The sequence below is a fragment of the Sphaerisporangium perillae genome, assembly GCF_023276435.1.
GTDB classification, from domain to species: Bacteria; Actinomycetota; Actinomycetes; order Streptosporangiales; family Streptosporangiaceae; genus Sphaerisporangium; species Sphaerisporangium perillae.
The window spans coordinates 22,473-40,020 of sequence record NZ_JALLPO010000015.1; the positions used below are offsets into that span (position 1 = coordinate 22,473).

Annotated in this window: 15 protein-coding genes; 4 read left to right on the top strand and 11 right to left on the bottom strand. The window is 69.7% G+C overall.

Annotation, left to right across the window (positions count from 1 at the left end; genetic code table 11):
* Positions 1-10 precede the first annotated feature (10 nt).
* Together MYF83_RS16265 and dxs are read right to left on the bottom strand one after the other, a co-directional pair.
* Positions 11-1,483 (bottom strand): amino acid permease, encoded by a 1,473-nt coding sequence (locus tag MYF83_RS16265; RefSeq protein WP_248961231.1) that lies wholly within the window; start codon positions 1,481-1,483, stop codon positions 11-13.
* Between the two features lie 228 nt (positions 1,484-1,711).
* Positions 1,712-3,667, bottom strand: a complete 1,956-nt coding sequence (gene dxs, locus MYF83_RS16270; protein ID WP_372500169.1) for a 1-deoxy-D-xylulose-5-phosphate synthase — start codon at positions 3,665-3,667, stop codon at positions 1,712-1,714.
* A 186-nt stretch (positions 3,668-3,853) separates the two neighbouring features.
* On the opposite strand from dxs, the gene MYF83_RS16275 reads away from it, so the two are divergent.
* Entirely contained in the window at positions 3,854-4,654 is an 801-nt protein-coding gene (locus MYF83_RS16275) for a neutral zinc metallopeptidase (protein WP_248961233.1), read from the top strand.
* A gap of 49 nt (positions 4,655-4,703) precedes the next feature.
* Here the strand turns inward: MYF83_RS16275 and MYF83_RS16280 are convergent, their stop codons facing one another.
* A complete protein-coding gene (locus tag MYF83_RS16280; protein WP_248961235.1) occupies positions 4,704-5,870 on the bottom strand; it encodes an epoxide hydrolase family protein in 1,167 nt (388 codons plus the stop codon).
* 89 nt (positions 5,871-5,959) lie between these two features.
* Between MYF83_RS16280 and MYF83_RS16285 the strand changes: the two genes are divergently transcribed.
* The 3 genes from MYF83_RS16285 (at position 5,960) to MYF83_RS42760 (ending at position 8,554) form a co-directional block, all read left to right on the top strand.
* Positions 5,960-6,910, top strand: coding sequence for a helix-turn-helix transcriptional regulator (locus MYF83_RS16285; RefSeq protein WP_248961242.1), 951 nt, complete (start codon positions 5,960-5,962; stop codon positions 6,908-6,910).
* A gap of 188 nt (positions 6,911-7,098) precedes the next feature.
* Positions 7,099-8,205, top strand: a complete 1,107-nt coding sequence (locus tag MYF83_RS16290) for an RNA-guided endonuclease InsQ/TnpB family protein (protein WP_372500170.1) — start codon at positions 7,099-7,101, stop codon at positions 8,203-8,205.
* Positions 8,206-8,425: 220 nt separating this feature from the next.
* A complete protein-coding gene (locus MYF83_RS42760; protein WP_279339621.1) occupies positions 8,426-8,554 on the top strand; it encodes a hypothetical protein in 129 nt (42 codons plus the stop codon).
* 88 nt (positions 8,555-8,642) lie between these two features.
* Here MYF83_RS42760 and MYF83_RS16295 read toward each other — a convergent pair whose 3' ends face one another.
* The 8 genes from MYF83_RS16295 to MYF83_RS16330 form a co-directional block, all read right to left on the bottom strand.
* Positions 8,643-9,845, bottom strand: coding sequence for an ROK family transcriptional regulator (locus MYF83_RS16295; RefSeq protein WP_248961377.1), 1,203 nt, complete (start codon positions 9,843-9,845; stop codon positions 8,643-8,645).
* Positions 9,846-10,020: 175 nt separating this feature from the next.
* Positions 10,021-11,271, bottom strand: a complete 1,251-nt coding sequence (locus tag MYF83_RS16300) for a sugar ABC transporter permease (RefSeq protein WP_248961243.1) — start codon at positions 11,269-11,271, stop codon at positions 10,021-10,023.
* On the bottom strand, positions 11,268-12,044 hold the full coding sequence (locus tag MYF83_RS16305; protein WP_248961244.1) for an ATP-binding cassette domain-containing protein: 777 nt from the start codon (positions 12,042-12,044) through the stop codon (positions 11,268-11,270). Before MYF83_RS16305 ends, MYF83_RS16300 begins: the two co-directional genes overlap by 4 nt.
* 93 nt (positions 12,045-12,137) lie before the next feature.
* Positions 12,138-13,256 (bottom strand): sugar ABC transporter substrate-binding protein, encoded by a 1,119-nt coding sequence (locus tag MYF83_RS16310; RefSeq protein ID WP_248961245.1) that lies wholly within the window; start codon positions 13,254-13,256, stop codon positions 12,138-12,140.
* A 229-nt stretch (positions 13,257-13,485) separates the two neighbouring features.
* Entirely contained in the window at positions 13,486-14,370 is an 885-nt protein-coding gene (locus MYF83_RS16315; RefSeq protein ID WP_248961246.1) for a sulfite exporter TauE/SafE family protein, read from the bottom strand.
* Between the two features lie 54 nt (positions 14,371-14,424).
* A complete protein-coding gene (locus tag MYF83_RS16320) occupies positions 14,425-14,682 on the bottom strand; it encodes a hypothetical protein (protein WP_248961247.1) in 258 nt (85 codons plus the stop codon).
* A 566-nt stretch (positions 14,683-15,248) separates the two neighbouring features.
* Positions 15,249-16,325, bottom strand: coding sequence for a winged helix DNA-binding domain-containing protein (locus MYF83_RS16325; RefSeq protein WP_248961248.1), 1,077 nt, complete (start codon positions 16,323-16,325; stop codon positions 15,249-15,251).
* The gene (locus tag MYF83_RS16330; RefSeq protein ID WP_248961249.1) at positions 16,322-17,446 is read right to left on the bottom strand and encodes an epoxide hydrolase family protein; all 1,125 of its coding nucleotides are present in this window, start codon (positions 17,444-17,446) and stop codon (positions 16,322-16,324) included. The genes MYF83_RS16325 and MYF83_RS16330 overlap by 4 nt, the downstream gene beginning before the upstream one ends.
* Positions 17,447-17,548 lie beyond the last annotated feature (102 nt).

Consider the following 17,548-nt stretch of genomic DNA (forward strand, 5'->3'; position numbering starts at 1 on the left):
GGCCACCGAATCAGCCGGCCCGTACCGGCGACGCCTCCTCCACCCGGCTGTGCCGGGCCCCGTAGGCGAAGTACAGCACGATGCCGACGGCCATCCAGAGCAGGAATCGCAGCCAGGTCTCGACCGGCAGGTTCAGCATCAGGTAGAGGCAGGCGAGCACCGAGAGGATCGGGACCAGCGGGACCAGCGGCGTGCGGAAGGACCGGGGCAGGTCGGGCCGCGTCCTGCGCAGGATCATCACCCCGATCGAGACCAGGATGAACGCGAACAGCGTGCCGATGTTCACCAGCTCCGCCAGGGCGGACAGCGGGATCAGGCCGGCGAGCAGCGCCGTGGCCACCCCGATGATCATGGTGATGCGGTAGGGCGTGCCGAACCGCGGGTGCACGGCCGCCAGCCCGCCGGGAAGCAGCCTGTCGCGGCTCATGGCGAAGAAGATGCGGCTCTGGCCGAGCATCAGGATCATCACCACCGTGGTGAGCCCGGCCAGCGCGCCGAAGCTGATGATCGTGGCGAGCCAGTCCTGGCCGACGACCCGGAAGGCGCCGGCCAGCGGAGCCGACCGGCTGAGCCGGTAGTACGGCTGCATCCCGACGACCACCAGCGACACCGCCACGTACAGCACCGTGCAGATCGCCAGGGAGGAGATGATGCCGATGGGCAGGTCGCGCTGGGGCCTGCGCGTCTCCTCCGCGGCCGTCGCGACCACGTCGAAGCCGATGAAGGCGAAGAAGACGATGGCGGCGCCGGTGAAGACGCCGAGCACCCCGTAGGCCACGGGAGTGATGCCGAACAGCACCTGGATCAGCGGCGCCTTCAGGCCGTGCACCGCCGGCGTCGGCTGGGGCGCCGGGATGAACGGACTGTAGTTCGCGGCCTTGACGAAGAACAGGCCCGCCACGATGACGAGTATGACGACGGCCACCTTGATGGTGACCACGACCAGGTTGAACCGCGCGGACAGCTTGATGCCGGCCACCAGCACGGCTGTCAGCGCGAGCACGACGACGGCGGCCGGGACGTTGAACACCGCGTGCTCCCCCACCAGGGAGGGCGGCAGGTCGACCCCGAGCGTCGACAGCAACTCGCTGAAGTATCCCGACCAGCCCACCGCCACCACCGCGCCGCCGAGGGCGAGCTCGAGCATCAGGTCCCACCCGACGATCCACGCGGGGAACTCCCCGATGGTGGCGTAGGAGAACGTGTACGCCGACCCGGCCACCGGCACGGTCGAGGCGAACTCGGCGTAGCAGAGCGCGGCGAGCGCGCAGACGACGCCCGCGACGACGAACGACAGCGCGACGGCCGGACCCGAGTTGTCCCGGGCGACCTGGCCGGTCAGGACGAAGATCCCCGTGCCCACGATCACGCCGACGCCGAACACCGTCAGGTCGAGAGCGCTCAGGCTCCGGCGGAGCCGATGCTCGGGCGACTCGGTGTCCTCGATCGACCGCTCCACCGACTTCGTCCGGAAAATCGACATCAGCGTGCCCCCTTGATCGCCCGTGATCGCGCAGGACGCCTTGCGAGAAAGCGCAGGTCATGCCTACCCCCAGCGCCGTCAAACATTCCTCCCGGACGCTGGAGGGCGGCCGGGAGACGGGCGGGGTGAACGGCCGAGCTCAGCGGCCGCGAAGCGGGCGGGGCCAGGGGCCGGGGTCAGCGGACGGGAAGTGGTCGGGGCCAGGGGCGGGGGCGGGAGCGGTCGAGGTCAGCGGGCGGGGTCGCCCTCCAGCGGCGCGGAGCGCCTGGCGACCGCCTCGGTGATCTCGCGGGCGAGGTCCTGGCCGGTGAGGCCGATCTCGGCGAGGATCTTCGGCCGCTTGGCGTGGTCGAGGAACCGCTGGGGGATGCCGAACGTGCGCACCGGGACGTCGACGCCCTCGTCGCGGAGCAGGCGTGCCACCGCGTCGCCCACCGCGCCGACCCGGCCGTTGTCCTCCACCACGGCGACGAGCTTGCAGGCGCCCGCCGCGGCGACCAGGGCCTGGTCCAGTGGCTTGACCCAGCGCGGGTCGACCACCGTGGCCGAGATGCCCTGCGCGTCCAGCAGCACGGCGGCGTCCAGGCAGGCCTGCGCCATCGGGCCGGCCGCCACCAGCAGCACGTCGGCGTCCTCGCCCGCGTCGCGCAGGACGTCCATGCGGCCGAGCGTGCCTACGGCGCCGATCTCGGCACCGGCGGCTCCCTTGGGGAAGCGGACCACGGTGGGGCCGTCGGCGATCTCGACCGCCTCGGCGAGCAGCTCGCACAGCCGTACGGCGTCCCGGGGCACGGCGATGGACAGGCCCGGGACCACCTGCAGGATGGACAGGTCCCACATGCCGTTGTGGCTGGCCCCGTCGTCGCCGGTGACGCCCGCGCGGTCGAGCACGACGGTGACCGGCAGGCGGTGCAGGGCGACGTCCATGAGGAGCTGGTCGAAGGCCCGGTTGAGGAAGGTGGCGTAGACCGCGACCACGGGGTGCAGGCCGCCGAGGGCCAGGCCGGCCGCGCTGGTCAGGGCGTGCTGCTCGGCGATGCCCACGTCGTAGATGCGGTCGGGGTAGGCCTCGGCGAACGCGGCGAGGCCGGTGGGGTGGAGCATGGCGGCGGTGATGGCCACGATGTCGCGGCGCTCGGCGCCGAGGCGCACGAGCTCCTGGCCGAAGACGTTGGTCCAGCTGTGCGGCTTGGGCTGCTCCTCGCCGGTGAGCGGGTCGAACGGCGACGGCGAGTGGAAGCAGTCTTCGTCGTGGTTCTCGGCGTGCGAGTAGCCGTGGCCCTTGGTGGTGAGGACGTGCACGATGACCGGACCGCGGAAGTCGCGGGCCTTGCGCAGCGCGGCCTCGACCGCCTGCTCGTCGTGGCCGTCGATCGGGCCGACGTACTTCAGGCCGAGGTCCTCGAACATCACCTGCGGGGCGAGGACGTCCTTGACGCCCTTCTTGACGCCGTGCAGCGTCTCGTACAGCGGGGTGCCGAGGACCGGGACGCGGCCGAGGTTCTGCTTGACGAACTCCAGCACGTGCTCGTAGTTCTGCGTCATGCGCAGCGAGGCCAGGTGGGAGGCGAGCCCGCCGATGGTCGGCGAGTAGGACCGGCCGTTGTCGTTGACCACGATCACCAGCGGGAGGTCGGGGTCCTTGGCGTGGCCGGCGATGTTGTTGAGCGCCTCCCAGGCCATGCCGCCGGTCAGCGCCCCGTCGCCGATCACCGCGACGACCGTCCGGCCGATCTCGCCGCGCAGCTTGTAGGCCTTGGCCAGCCCGTCGGCGTAGGACAGGGCGGTCGAGGCGTGGGAGTTCTCGATGACGTCGTGGTCGGACTCGGCCTGGCTCGGGTAGCCCGACAGGCCGCCTTCCTGGCGCAGGGTGGCGAAGTCGGCGGCGCGGCCGGTGAGCATCTTGTGCACGTAGGACTGGTGGCCGGTGTCCCACAGGATGCGGTCGCGCGGCGAGTCGAAGACCCGGTGCAGGGCGATGGTCAGCTCGACGACCCCGAGGTTCGGGCCGAGGTGACCTCCGATGCGCGAGGTCGTGGACACCAGCAGGTCTCGGATCTCGGCTGCCAGAACGGGCAGCTCACCGACCTCCAAGCGCTTGAGATCTCCCGGCCCCTTCACGGACTCCAGCAGGTCGGCCCGTTCTGCGCCTGAACCTTCGGTTCGCTGGCTCCGCTCGCTCACGGAATCATCTCCTCCGCTTTTTTACCGACGCGCCCGAGTCTATTTGCCCGGGCGTCCCGCCCTCGCTGCTCGCCCCAGGGTCTCACCCTCGGGCGGCGGCCGGGCCGACGTCACGGAACCTCCATAACTTGTCCACATTAGATCGGTTTTACGGTAGGTGCACCGCTCGCGTACCCTCTCAGCACCATGCGAACGTCTTCCCTTGCCATCCTTTTCGGCCTGATCGCGAGCCTGCTGATCGGCGGCGGCACGGCCCATGCCGCCCAGGAGACCGCTGCGGCCTACCCGATCAGGAACGCGAACGCCCTGACGCGGAGCCCGCTGTACACCACCGGGCGCCTGCCGGCCGCCTCCTGCCCTGAACGCCCGGTGACGGCGGGCGACGTGCTGTCCGTGCGGAGCTACCTGCTCCCCCTCGTGAAGTGTCTCGACACCGCGTGGGCCGCCCAGTTCGAGAAGGCGCACATCCCGTTCGCCAAACCGCGTGTGAGGTTCATCACCAAGCCGCAGCGGATCTGCGGCGACAAGTGGGGCAAGGACGTCCAGGCGATCTACTGCAACACCGACCGCGTGATCGTCGTCATGCTGGACAAGGACATCGTCGACCAGCCCGACGGTCTGTTCCTGATGGACGTGATCGCCCACGAGTACGGCCATCACGTGCAGAACCTGGCGGGCATGTGGCGCGCCTACGACCACCTGCCCAACCGCGGCAAGACCGAGTACTACGAGCAGAAGCGCAGGCACGAACTGCAGGCCGAATGCCTGGCGGGCGTGTTCATCGGCAGCGTCTGGCCTTCGCTGGACCGGCCGGACCAGGACTTCCGGGACCTGCTCGCCGCCGACCGCCGCAGCGGCGACGAGATGACCAAGGTGCGCGACCACGGTAAGGGACGCAACATCGCCAACTGGTTGAACCGGGGCTACAAGGCCGCCTCGTCGGCGGCCTGCAACACCTGGGCCGCCCCCTCCGCGATGGTCGCCTAGGGACCCGCCCCCCGAAGCGCGTCCGCGCTGGTCGCCGGCGGCGGAAGGCTCAGGAGCCGGATCGGCGCAGGTCGCCGAAGAAGGCCCGGACGTCCTCGATGAGCAGGCCGGGCGCCTCCAGGGCGGCGAAGTGCCCGCCCCGGTCGAACTCCGACCAGCGCACGATGGTCGCGGTCTTCTCGGCGAAGCGGCGGATCGCGATGTCGGTGGTGAACACGGCCACCCCTGTGGGCACGGTGGAGCGCTCCTTGGGCGCCCACATGCTCGCGTCGTGGAAGCGCTCGTAGTAGGTGGTGGCGGACGATCCGGCGGTCCGGGTCAGCCAGTACACCATCACGTTGGTCAGCAGGACGTCGCGGTCGACGGCGTCCTCGGGGAGCTTGGCCGCCGGGTCGGTCCAGTCCTTGAACTTCTCGACGATCCAGGCGAGCTGGCCGATGGGCGAGTCGGTGAGGCCGTGGGCCACGGTGTGCGGACGGGTGCCCTGGATCTGCATATATCCCGACATGTCGGCTTGCCAGCGCTTCATGAGCGCCAGCCGCTCCTTCTCGGCCTCCGTCAGGGCGGCCATGTCGCTGGGGTCGCCGGTGGGGAAGGTGACCAGCGCGTTCACGTGGACGCCGATCACCCGCTCCGGGGCGCGCCTGCCGACCATCGGGCCGATGAACGCGCCCACGTCACCACCCTGCACGCCGTAGCGCTCGTAGCCCAGGCGCGCCATCAGCTCGACGCGGCCGTCGGTCCAGCCCGGCTCGCCGAGCGGACCGGAGAAGCCGTACCCGGGGATCGACGGGATCACCAGATGGAAGGCGCCGGCCGGGTCGCCGCCGTGCGAGCGGGGGTCGCTCAGCGGTCCGATCAGGCCGAGGAATTCCACCACCGAACCGGGCCAGCCGTGGATCAGCAGCAGCGGCGTGGCGTCCGGCTCGGGCGAGCGCACGTGCAGGAAGTGCACGTTCTGGCCGTCGATATCGGTGGTGTACTGCGGGTGCTCGTTGAGCGCCGCCTCGTGCTCGCGCCAATCGTAGCCGGTGCGCCAGTGGCCGGCCAGCTCCTTGAGGTAGGCCGTGGGCACTCCGCGCTCCCAGCCGGTCCCCGGCAGGTCGTCGGACCAGCGGGCGCGGGTCAGGCGGTCGTGCAGGTCGTCCAGGTCGGCCTGCGGGATGTCGATGCGGAACGGCCGGATCTCTGCGGAGGAACGGTCGGTGCCGGTCATGCGGTTCCTTCTCCTCGTATCGGGGTCGCACCCACGTTATGAAGCCTTGCGGACAGCTTCCGTCCTCAACCGCTGCCAGACTTTCCCTCATGTTGGAGACCTCGGCCCGCCTGCTGCGCCTGCTGTCCCTCCTCCAGAGCCGTCGCGACTGGTCCGGCGCCGAGCTGGCGGAACGGCTCGGGGTGGACGTGCGCACGGTGCGCCGCGACATCGACAAGCTCCGCGGCCTCGGCTACCCGGTGCACTCGGCGACCGGCACGGCGGGCGGGTACCGGCTCGGCGCGGGCGCCGCCCTGCCGCCGCTCCTGCTGGACGACGAGGAGGCGGTCGCGGTGGCCATCGGGCTGCGCACGGCGGCCTCGGGCACCGTCGCCGGCATGGAGGAGACCTCCGTCCGCGCCCTGGCCAAGCTCGAACAAGTGCTTCCCGCGCGCCTGCGCCGGCAGGTGAACGCCCTGCACGCGGCCACGGTGCCCCTGGCCGGGCACGCGCCCGCCGTGGACCCCGGTGTGCTCACCGCCATCGCGGCCGCCTGCCGTGACCGGCTGCGGATGCGGTTCGGCTACCGGGGCCACGATGGCACCGAGAGCAGGCGCGTCGTGGAGCCGCACCGGCTCGTGCACACCCCGCGCCGCTGGTACCTGCTCGCCTGGGACACCGAGCGGGAGGACTGGCGGACCTTCCGGGTCGACCGGATGCGGGACCCCGCGGCGACCGGCCCGCGCTTCACCCCGCACACGCCTCCCGAGAACGCGGCGGCGTACGTCTCGCGGGCGATCTCTTCCACGGTGTACCGCTATCAGGCCCGGATCCTGATGCGCGCGCCCATCGAGGTGGTCGCCGAGCGCTCCTCGCCCACGGCCGGGCGCCTGGAAGCCGTCGACGAGCACACCTGCGTGCTCCACACCGGCTCGGACTCCCTCGACCAGATCGCCCTGTACGTCGGGCTGAAGGGCATCGAGTTCGAGGTGCTCGACCCGCCGGAGCTGGTCGAGCACATCCGCAGGCTGTCCGAGCTGCTCGCCCGCGCCGCTCGCTGACGGCCGGCGAGGCCCGCGATCTATCCCGTTCATCGAATCTCTTTAAGCGTGGAGACCCCTGCCTTCAGGCGGGGGAGGAAACGCGGCACGGTGTGGAACGGTGTCGGATGGTGTGGAGTCGAATCGGTGTTCGCATCCGGTCGATCGTGCCTAAAGTACGAACCGTGGCACGAACTGTGAAGCGGGCGTTGAAGTTCCGCTTCTACCCGACGTCCGGGCAGGCTGAGGAGCTTGCCCGCACGTTCGGTTGCGTCCGCTTGGTGTACAACAAGGCTCTGGAGGAACGTACCCGCGCCTACAGGCTGCACGGCAAAGGGCTTTCTTACGAGGAGTCCTCGGCGGCGCTCACCGGCTGGAAGCGCACCGAAGAGTTGGGTTTCCTCGGCGAGGTGTCGTCGGTTCCGTTGCAGCAGGCGCTGCGGCATCTGCAGGCGGGGTTTGCGAACTTCTTCGCCAAGCGGGCGCGCTACCCGGTGTTCAAGTCGCGGAAGAGGTCGCGGGCGGCGGCGGAGTACACCCGTTCGGGGTTCCGTTACCGGAACGGTGAGCTGACGCTGGCGAAGCTGGACGGCCCGCTGAACATCGTGTGGTCGCGTCCGCTGCCCGAGGGGGCGCAGCCGTCGACGGTGACTGTCTCTCGCGACGCGGCGGGCCGGTGGTTTGTGGCCATCCTCTGCGAGGAGACGATCGGCCGGTTGGACCCGGTGGGTGAGTCGGTCGGCATCGACGCAGGGATCAGCGCGCTGGTCACGCTGTCGCGCCCGATCGACGGTCTGACCGACGGCGACGGCAAGGTCGCCAACCCCCGGCACGAGCGGGCCGAGCGGCGCCGACTGGCCAAGGCGCAGCGGGCGCTGGCCCGCAAAGCGAAAGGCAGCGCCAACCGCGCGAAGGCCAGACTGCGGGTGGCGAAGGTGTATGCGCGGGTCGCCGATCGGCGCCGCGACTTTCTGCACAAGCTCACCACACGGCTTGTTCACGATAACCAAGTGATCGCCGTGGAAGACCTGAGCGTGCGGAACATGGTGAAGAACCGGTCGCTGGCCCACGCCATCTCCGACGCCGCGTGGCGGGAGCTCCGCTCGATGCTGGAGTACAAAACGGCGTGGTACGGGCGGGAGCTGGTCGTGGTCGACCGGTGGTTCCCCTCCTCCAAGCTGTGCTCGGTGTGCGGGGTCATCGCCGAGTCGTTGCCGCTTGATGTCCGCAGTTGGCAGTGTGGCTGCGGCGCGGTCCATGATCGGGATGTCAACGCGGCGAAGAACATCCTCGCTGCCGGGCTGGCAGAGAGGTGAAACGCCTGTGGAGCTGGTGTAAGACCTCAAAGGAGAGAGTCCTCTCTCTGGCGGGCGACCGGCGGCGAAGCAGGAAACCCGACCCGCGAGGGTCGGAATCCCCCTCGTCCACGAGGGGGAGGAGGTCAAAGGAAGCGTCTGGGACTCCCTGGACCGGACCATTGACGACTGGGACTACCTGCTGGACGCCACCAGGGAGAGCGGCGACGAGCGCGCCAAGGTGCGCGACCACGGCAAGGGGCGCAACATCGCCACCTGGCTGAACCGCGGCTTCAGGGCCGCCGGCCCCGGCGCGTGCAACACCTGGGGCGCCGGCTCGGCGGTGGTGGCCGCCACCCCGGCCGCCTGACCGGGCCGCCTGACCGCCACCCGACCGGGCCACCCGACCGGGCATCACGGCCCCCGCACGGGGACGACGGGACGCCAGGACGGCGGGGTCAGGCCCCGACGCGGGCGAGGGCGTCCAGCGGGTCGGCGAGCACCTGGGCGAAGGCCAGCTCCGCCGCGCCCACCAGCGTGGTGTCGTCCCCGAGGACCGGGGTGCGAAGGCGCAGGCTCTCGCGGCAGGCGTGCAGCACGTCGGTGGTGATGCGGCTGCGCACCTGCGCCGCCGCGCCCAGGTAGATCTCGCGCAGCATCCCCCCGAAGATGACGATCTCGGGGTTGAAGATGTTCACCAGGTTGGCCACGCCGAGGCCCAGCCAGTCGCCGACCCGCGCCAGCGCGTCCTGCGCGACGATGTCACCGCGGTCGGCGGCGTCCACGACGGCGCGCACGGCGTCGCGCCCGATCTGCGGGCCGAACCGGCCCGCGGCCTCCAGGAGCGCCCGCTCCCCCACCTCGGCCTCCAGGCAGCCGCGCGACCCGCAGCCGCAGGGCCGCCCGCCCGAGTTGATCACCATGTGGCCGACCTCGCCGCCGTACCCGCCCTGCCCGCGGAGGAGCTGGCCGGCGGCGATGACGCCGCCGCCGATGCCGACGTCGCCGTGCAGGTAGATGAGGTCGCGGCAGCCGACGCCGACCCCGCGTGCCTGCTCGGCGAGCGCGCCGAGGTTGGCGTCGTTGCCGACGGCGACCGGGACCCCCAGGCCGAGCCTGCGCTCCAGTTCCTCGCCCAGGGGGATGTCGACCGCCCCGATGTTGGGGCTGAAGCGGACGACCCCGTCGGAGCTGCGCACGCCGCCGGAGAAGGCGACGCCGACACCGACGCAGACCGTGTCGCCGCGGGTCTTCTGCAGCATCTGCGCGGTGAACGCGGCCAGCCGCCCGACCACGTCCTCAAGGACGAAGGCGCCGCGTTCGCGGATGGCCTCCCGCCGGTCGAGGATCACGCCGCCGAGGCCCACCCGGGCGGCCACGAGCCGGTCGACGCCGATGTCGAACGCCAGGACGTACACGCGCGCCGACTCCGGCCGCACGACCAGTGACGGGCGCCCGGCCCGGCCGGTCTCCCTGGGCAATTCCTCCCGCACCAGGCCCGCCGCCGTCAGGTCGGCGGTGAGCGCCATGATGGTGCTGCGGTTGAGCCCCATCCGGGTGGTGAGCTCGGCGCGGGAGGTCGGGCCGTCCAGGTGGACGTGCCGCAGAAGGACTCCGAGATTGTGGCGCCGGATCTCCTCCTGTGAGGGGCCCGCGCGCATCATCGTCGTCCTCTGGTTCCTTGTGCGGTCCTGCTGGGGTCAGGGCGGCTCCACCGCGGCGGCGGACCCGTACAGGTACGCCGCAGGTGTTCATATGAACACTCGTGATGTTCCTTTGGCAAATCGGTGGGAGGGGACCTTCGGTCCTGGCGGGAGACCTGGCCAGGACCGCGGATCACCTTAGACCAGAGGCGGCGGCGCGCTTGCGGGAGAGTGCGTCCACCCCCGCTGCCAGGAGCAGCACCGATCCGGTCACCACGAACTTCACGCTGGCGCTGTAGCCCATCAGTCCCATGCCGTTGTTGATCACCGCGACCACCGCGCCACCGAGCACCGCGTCGATCACCCGGCCCTTGCCGCCGAACAGGCTCGTGCCGCCGATCACCGCCGCGCCGACGGCGAACAGCAGGACGTTGCTGCCGCCGGTGTTGGGATCGACCGAGTTGTCGCGCGAGGCGGCGATGATGCCGCCGATGGCGGCCATCGTGGAGCAGATCACGAACGCGCTGATCCGGATGCGGTCGACGCTGATGCCGGCGCGGCGCGCCGCCTCGGCGTTGCCGCCGACCGCGTAGATGTGCCGGCCGAAGGCGGTGCGGCGCAGCACGAACGTCCAGAACACCAGCAGCGCCACGACGATCGGGACGACGATGGGCACGCCCTTGAGCGACACGATGAGCGCGTTGCGGCTGCGCTCGACGTTCAGGGCGTAGACCGCGAGGCCGCCGATGACCGCCAGCAGGCCCACGCGGAAAGCGATCACCGTCGCCGGGTCCACCGACAGGCCCCGGCCGGCGCGGCGGCGCGCGCGCACGATCTGGACGGCGGCGTAGATCACCACGCAGCCGATGTACAGGGCCCAGCCGAGCGCCGGGGGCAGGTTCTGGTTCTCGATCGACAGGATGGTCTGGTCGCGGACCGCGATGTTGGTGCCGTCGTTCACCAGCAGCAGCACCAGGCCCTGGAAGGCGAGGAACGCGGCCAGCGTGACCACGAACGACGGGATGCCGAGCTTGGCGACCAGCGCCCCGAGGACGGCGCCGATGACGACGCCGGTGAGGATGGCGGCGGCGACGGCGATGTACCAGGGCTGGCCGTGGTTGGCCAGGGTGGTGGCGAGCACGGCCGCGCACACGCCGCTGGCGAACCCTGCGGACAGGTCGATCTCGCCGAGCAGCAGGACGAAGACCAGGCCCATGGCGATCATCGTGACGCCGGCGCCCTGGGTGAACAGGTTGGCGAAGTTGATGGCCGTGAGAAACGCGGGCCGCAGGATCGCGAAGACGGTGCAGAGCACGATCAGCCCGAACACCGCCGGGAGGGCGCCCATGTCCCCGCCGCGCACCCGCTCGACGTAGCCTCGGACGTTGCTGCCGATGGTGGGGGCGTCCGTAACGGGCTTGTTGGAGATCGTCGTCGTGCTCATGCGGTGACTCCGTTGACGTTCTGCAGGCCGAGCTCTCCGCTACGCCCCGAGGTGATGAGCTCGACGACCTGGGAGTGGGTGACGTCCGACGCCTTGACCTGCGCGGCCATCCGCCCCAGGTAGAGCGCCGCGATGCGGTCGGACACGGCGAAGACGTCGTTCATGTTGTGCGAGATCAGGATCACCGCGAGGCCGTTGTCGGCCAGCCGGCGCACCAGCTCCAGGACCTGGGCGGTCTGGGCGACGCCGAGCGCGGCGGTCGGCTCGTCGAGGATGACCACCTTGCTGTTCCACAGCACCGCCTTGGCGATGGCCACGGTCTGCCGCTGGCCGCCGGACAGGCTGGAGACGAGCTGGCGGATCGACTTGACCGTGCGGACCGACAGTCCGTCCAGCGTCTTGGCCGCCATCTCCTCCATCGTGGCCTCGTCGAGGACCAGCCCACTCTTGCGCTCCCGGCCGAGGAACATGTTCTGGACGATGTCGAGGTTGTCGCAGAGCGCCAGGTCCTGGTAGACGATCTCGATGCCCAGCTCGGCGGCCTCGCGGGGGCTGGTCACCTGGACGGGCTTGCCGTCGAAGAGGTACTCTCCCGCGTCGATCGAGTGGATGCCGCCGAGGCACTTGACCAGGGTGGACTTGCCGGCGCCGTTGTCGCCGACGAGTGCCGTGACCTCCCCCGCGTACGCGGAGAAGGCGACGTCGTGCAGAACCTGCACGGGACCGAAGCTCTTGTCGAGCCCGCGGACCGCAAGGACGGGTTGGGGTGTCACATTGCTCCTCAGACTGACGGTACGGCCCGCGTCTCCCGCCGGGGAGACCCCTTGTGGAGGTCTCCCCGGAGACGCCGGCCGTGTCGGACCTCGTTACTGGACTCCGGCCTCGGTGCACTTGGCGGCGAAGTCGCCCGTGCACAGCTCGTCCTTGGTGACGTATCCGTCAGCGACGACGTCCTTGACGCTGTCGAAGTAGATCGGCTGCGGGTCAAGCAGGACCGAGGGGACGTCACGTCCGGACTCGGAGTCCTTGACCGAGCCGGTGGCGGCCGGCTTCTCGCCCTTGGCCAGCGCGATCGCGAGCTCGGCCGTGGCGTCGGCCTCCTTCTTGATCGCCTTGTAGACCGTCATGCACTGGTCGCCGGCGAGGATGTTCTGCAGGCCCTGGACGGTCGCGTCCTGGCCGGTCACCGGCACCTTGCCGTTGAGCTTCTGCTTCTTCAGCACCGCGATGGCGGCGTTGCCCAGGCCGTCGTTGGCGGCGAGGACACCGGCGATCTTCGGCTCGGAGGTCAGCATCTGCTCGAAGATCGTGCCGGCCTGGGTGTTGTCCCACTCCGGCACCGACTGGTCCGGGCCCTTCTTGTAGTCGCCCGAGTCGTACTTCGGCTTGAGGACGCCGTCGTAGCCGGCCTTGAAGAGGGTCGCGTTGTTGTCGGTCGGCGAGCCGTTCAGCTCGGCGATGATCGGCTTGTCGGCCTTCTTGTCGGTGAGGCACTTCACCAGGCCCTCACCCTGCAGGGTGCCGACCTTGGTGTTGTCGAAGCTCACGTAGTAGGAGGCGCTGCCGCCGAGGGTCAGGCGGTCGTAGTCGATGGTGGCCACACCCTGCGACTTGGCCTTGTCCAGGACCGCCTTGCCGGTGCCGCTGTCCAGGTTCACGATGACGAGCACCGTCGCGCCGTTGGTGATCATCTGGTCGGCGATGGTCTGGAAGGCGGTCTTGTCACCCTGGGCGTTCTGGATGTCGTAGGCCACGTTCGCGGCCTTGAAGGCCTCTTCGAGGTACTTGCGGTCCGCGGTCTCCCAGCGGGCCGAAGACTTGCTGTCGGGAAGGATGACGCCGATCTTGCCAGGCTTGGCGGCGGCGGACGAGGCGCCGGCGCTGTCCTGCGCCGTGCTGGTGCCACCGTTGTCGCCCCCGCAGGCGGTGAGACCGAGAGACAGCGCCGCCGCGGCGGCGGTCAGGCCGAGGATCCCCTTGCGCATGGATGCACCGGGTCCTTTCTACAGAGATGGCCACGGAAGGCGTGGCACGGGGGTCTGTGGGGAGGTGCCCGGCCGAGCTCTTGACCGGGGAAGGCACGGCTGCCACCGGGTCTCGGCTTGGCCGTTTCTTTGAATGTTGTTTGCGGCAACGTATTCCGTCCCGGGCCCGGGCGCCAGACCTCCGAGGGTCAAAGTTTGTTGTCGCCGGTAACAATCAGGAAACGCCAGGTTAACCGGCCAGGCTCTGGGTGATCAGCACGAAGGCCGAGGCCGCGGCTACCACGAGAATTCCCATGCGGACCCGCCCGCCGTCAAGGAAGCGCCGCAGCGGCCCCGAGACGGCGAAGCCCACGACCATGAACGGGATCAGCACCGCCCCCGCGAGCGCCGAGCGGCCGGGCAGCCTGCCCACGATGGCGAGGATGGCCAGGGACTGCGCGGCGGACAGGAAGAAGTACATCGCCAAGGTGGCCCGGATCTGGGGGCCCTTGGCATGCTGGTAGACGATCGCCATGGGCGGGCCGCCGATGCCGGTCGCCGTGCCGGTGATCCCGGACAGGAAGCCGGCGCCGGTCAGGGTGCCCCCGTTCCTCGGGATCGCCACCGCCGACGCGGTGACCGCCACCGCGATCAGCACCATGACCCCGACGAAGACGCCGAGCGCACGCGTGCTGACGTACACCACGATGAACGCGCCGACGAGGCTGCCCGGCAGCCGGCCGAGCAGCCCGTACCCCAGCCCTCTCCAGTCGACCCGGCGCCATTCGGCGGCCAGGGTGAACAGCGGCAGCGTGCAGTTGACGACCTGGATGGCCCCCGGCATCACCGTCGGATCGAGCACCGTGATGATCGGCGCCGCCACCAGCCCCAGGCCGAAGCCCACCCCTCCTTGCACGACCGCGCCAATGAATACCGCCAAACCGCCCAAGAGAACCAGAAGTACCTCATGTCGCATGGGTGGCACCGTAGACGCAGGCCGCCCGGCGCTGCCGATGCACTGGTGGATGCCGTGGCCGAAGGCGAGGTGTCCGGTGGCCGGCCGGGTCACGTCGAGGGTGTCCGGGTTCTCGAACTGCGCGAGATCGCGGTCGGCGGCGGCCAGCGACACCGTCACCGTCTCCCCGGCCTTGATGTGAGCTGCCGGGTCGCCACCAGGCTGCTGATCAGGTCATTCCCCGGCTCGGTGCGCTTGCGGTCCGCCGCCGATGGGCGGATGGAGCCGGTTCAGATCGGTGCTGAAACGCGGATCGGCGAGCACCGCACGGGCGGCGGCGTAGCCGGTGACCAGCCAGCCCACATGCCCGTCGGCGTAGAGCATCGGCCGTACCGGGTCCTCCGCACGCCACCGGCCGAGCTCCCGCGGTGGATCGAACGGGTTCGGGCGGTCGAGGGAAAGGGTCACGGGCTTTGACATCGCATGCGTCATGCTGCGTTCCTCCCTTTCTGGACATGACCCTACAAGCCAGGAAATTCCGCTGATTTAAGGGAGTTATCGGGTGCGGTAAAGGTTGTACAGGTCATTTGTCATGACGGGCACGGCCCACCCCGCCCAGAAGCCGATCACACCCATCGGCGCAGATCAGCAGTGGTCCGGGCACGCGTTCGACAGATGACCCCGATTTCCGAACCACGTTCGCCACGATCCCGATATCCCGCCTCATTCCGCCCGCGCGTTCGACATGCTTCCCGGGAGCACGGCCCGTTGCGCGATTTCACGACCCATTCTCCGGCCCGGACGAATAACGCGCGGAACGGCCTGCACACCCCCGGCGACGAGACGGCCAGGCCGCCACCGTCCACCATGATCGCCCACTCCTACGGCGTGACGTTGACGTCGCGGACCCCTTCTGACCTGTGGCCTGGTCTTTCTCTCCGCTCGACGATGCGGGAGCACGGGATGAGGGGACTTCAGGAAGCGTGAAGGTTCCTTTCGTTGCCGATGTTTTCGCCGAGGTGGTGAAGGCGAGGGCGGACGCCGTATCGGCCAACGACTTACGGTCTGTCGATGGCTATGTCATACGTCGTCTGGGGTGCAATGAAAGCGCACAACTGTGCGGCCTCGGTCAACAGTGCGTCGTGATCTGCGCGGGGCAGCTTGGTGAACGGCTGGATGCGTAGTGTTTTGTCGCGGATCTGCCAGGTGCCCTGCCACATGCCGTCGATCAGGATGGTACCGGTGGTCGCGCCGTTGCCCGGTGGGAGCGGCACGGAGCGGTTGCCGGGGATCACTCGGGTGCGGTCCTTGTGTGACAGCAGCAGGTTGTCGTATTCGGGCAGGAATCGCGGTGGGGCGGGTATGTCCTCAGCAGGCCGGGGCGCGTCGGGTAGGTCATACAGCGCTTGCCGCTCCTGTCCGTGGAACGTCCGCAATGGCAGCCTCTCTACCACCTCGCGTAGCCGGGTCAGCCCGGACCACATCTGGATGTCGGCGACACTCGCCGGGCCGAACGCGCCGAGATAGCGCAGTACCAGCGCGTCCACGGATGCTGAGCGCAGCGGCGCGCCCAGCCAGCTCTCCACCGGTGCCCATGCTGCGGGACCGTTGTTGCCCCAGATGCCGCGCGGCGGTACCTGGCACAGCGCGATGTGATGTGTCGCTGCGTATGCCAGCGCGTTCGGATCGGCGTCCGGCCAGCGTTGTGCGAGTAGTTTGCCGAGTTCGCCGCGGGTGCGCGGCTGCTGCTCCAGCAGTTGCTTGGCCTGGCTGAACAGCGCGTCCCGGTCCACTCCGTCGGTACCCTGGCGAAAGTGTGCGTTGAACGCGGCGGCGTGCAACGGGTGAAACAGCGCGCGCCAGTTCAGGCAGTCGCGCGCGCTGACGAGATGCACGGTGTTGCGCATCAGGTGCAGCCGTACCACATGACGCTGCTCGGTCAGCGCCGACAGCTCGCCCGGCGCGAAGTCCTGCAGGCGGGTCCACAGTCCTACGTACGGGGCGAGCGGCGCTTGGGACTGCATCCCGGCCAGGTGCTCGATCGCGTCGATCGCCGGTGTCGGTGCGCGTTCCAGCAGGTACTGGCGGGCTAGCGTGGCCCGGTTGAGAGCACGCTGGGTCAGCACATCGGTCACTTCAGCGGTCCGAAGAATGCCTGCAGGTCCGCCGCCAGCTGGGCCGGGGCCTCCATCGCCGGGAAGTGCTTGCCGCGCTGGAACTCGCTCCAGTGCGCGTCGGTCGGCGCGGGGACCAGTTTGCGTACCGTCTCGTCCGCGCCGAAGACCGCAAATCCCTGCGGTACGGCCGGCGGCGCGCCCCAGTCGGCCGAGTGCGCCTGCTCGTACAGGGTGTGCGCGGCGGTGGCGCCGGAGCCGGTGAACCAGTACAGGCTGACCGTGGTGAGCAGCTGATCGCGGTCGACCGGCAGGTCGGTCCATTCGTGGAGCTTCTCGGCGATCCAGGCGAGCTGCAGCAGCGGTGAGTCGACCAGGCCGTAGCCGATGGTCTGCGGCCGGCTGTTCTGGATCGCCAGGTAGCCGGAACCTTCCTTGGTGAACGCCTCCATCCGGTCCAGGATCAGCTTGTCGACCGGGTCGCTCTCATCCAGCCGGTCGGCCATCCCGGGCAGGAAGGTGGCGACGTTCGCGGCGGTCAACGGGTCGGTCACCACGTGGACGCCGATGACATGCTCGCCATCGAGGCCGGCGACCATGCCGGACACGCCGGCGCCGACGTCGCCGCCGTGCACGCCGTACCGCTCGTAGCCGAGCCGGCGCATCAGCTCGACCCAGGCGCGTGCGGTGCGCCCCATCGCCCATCCGGTTCCGCCGAGCGGGGTGGAGAAGGCATACCCGGGCAGGGACGGTGCGACGACATGGAAGGCCTGACCGGCCGCGGGGTTGACCAGCGGCTCGATCAGGTGCATGAACTCGGCAACGGAGCTCGGGAAGCCGTGGGTGATCAGCAGCGGCTTCGCGTCGGGCCGGTCGGATGTGATGTGCAAGAAGTGGATGCGTTGGCCATCGACCTCAGTGGTGAACTGTGGGTACTGGTTGAGCCGCGCTTCCTGGGCGCGCCAGTCGTAGTGCGTGCGCCAGTACTCGGCGAGCTCCTTCAGGTAGCTCAGCGGTATGCCGCGGCTCCACCCCACGCCGGGTAGCTCGCCGGGCCAGCGGGCGTTGGTGAGCCGGTCGTGCAGGTAGTCGACATCGGCCTGGGGGATCTGGATACGGAAGGGCTTGATGCCGTCGCTCATTGTGTTTCTCCTCTTATCGACTTATCGACGGGCCCGGCACGGCCGGGCCCTTAGCCAGGAGCTGCTGTGCTCACACGGAGAAGACTAGGAAGAATAGAGGAA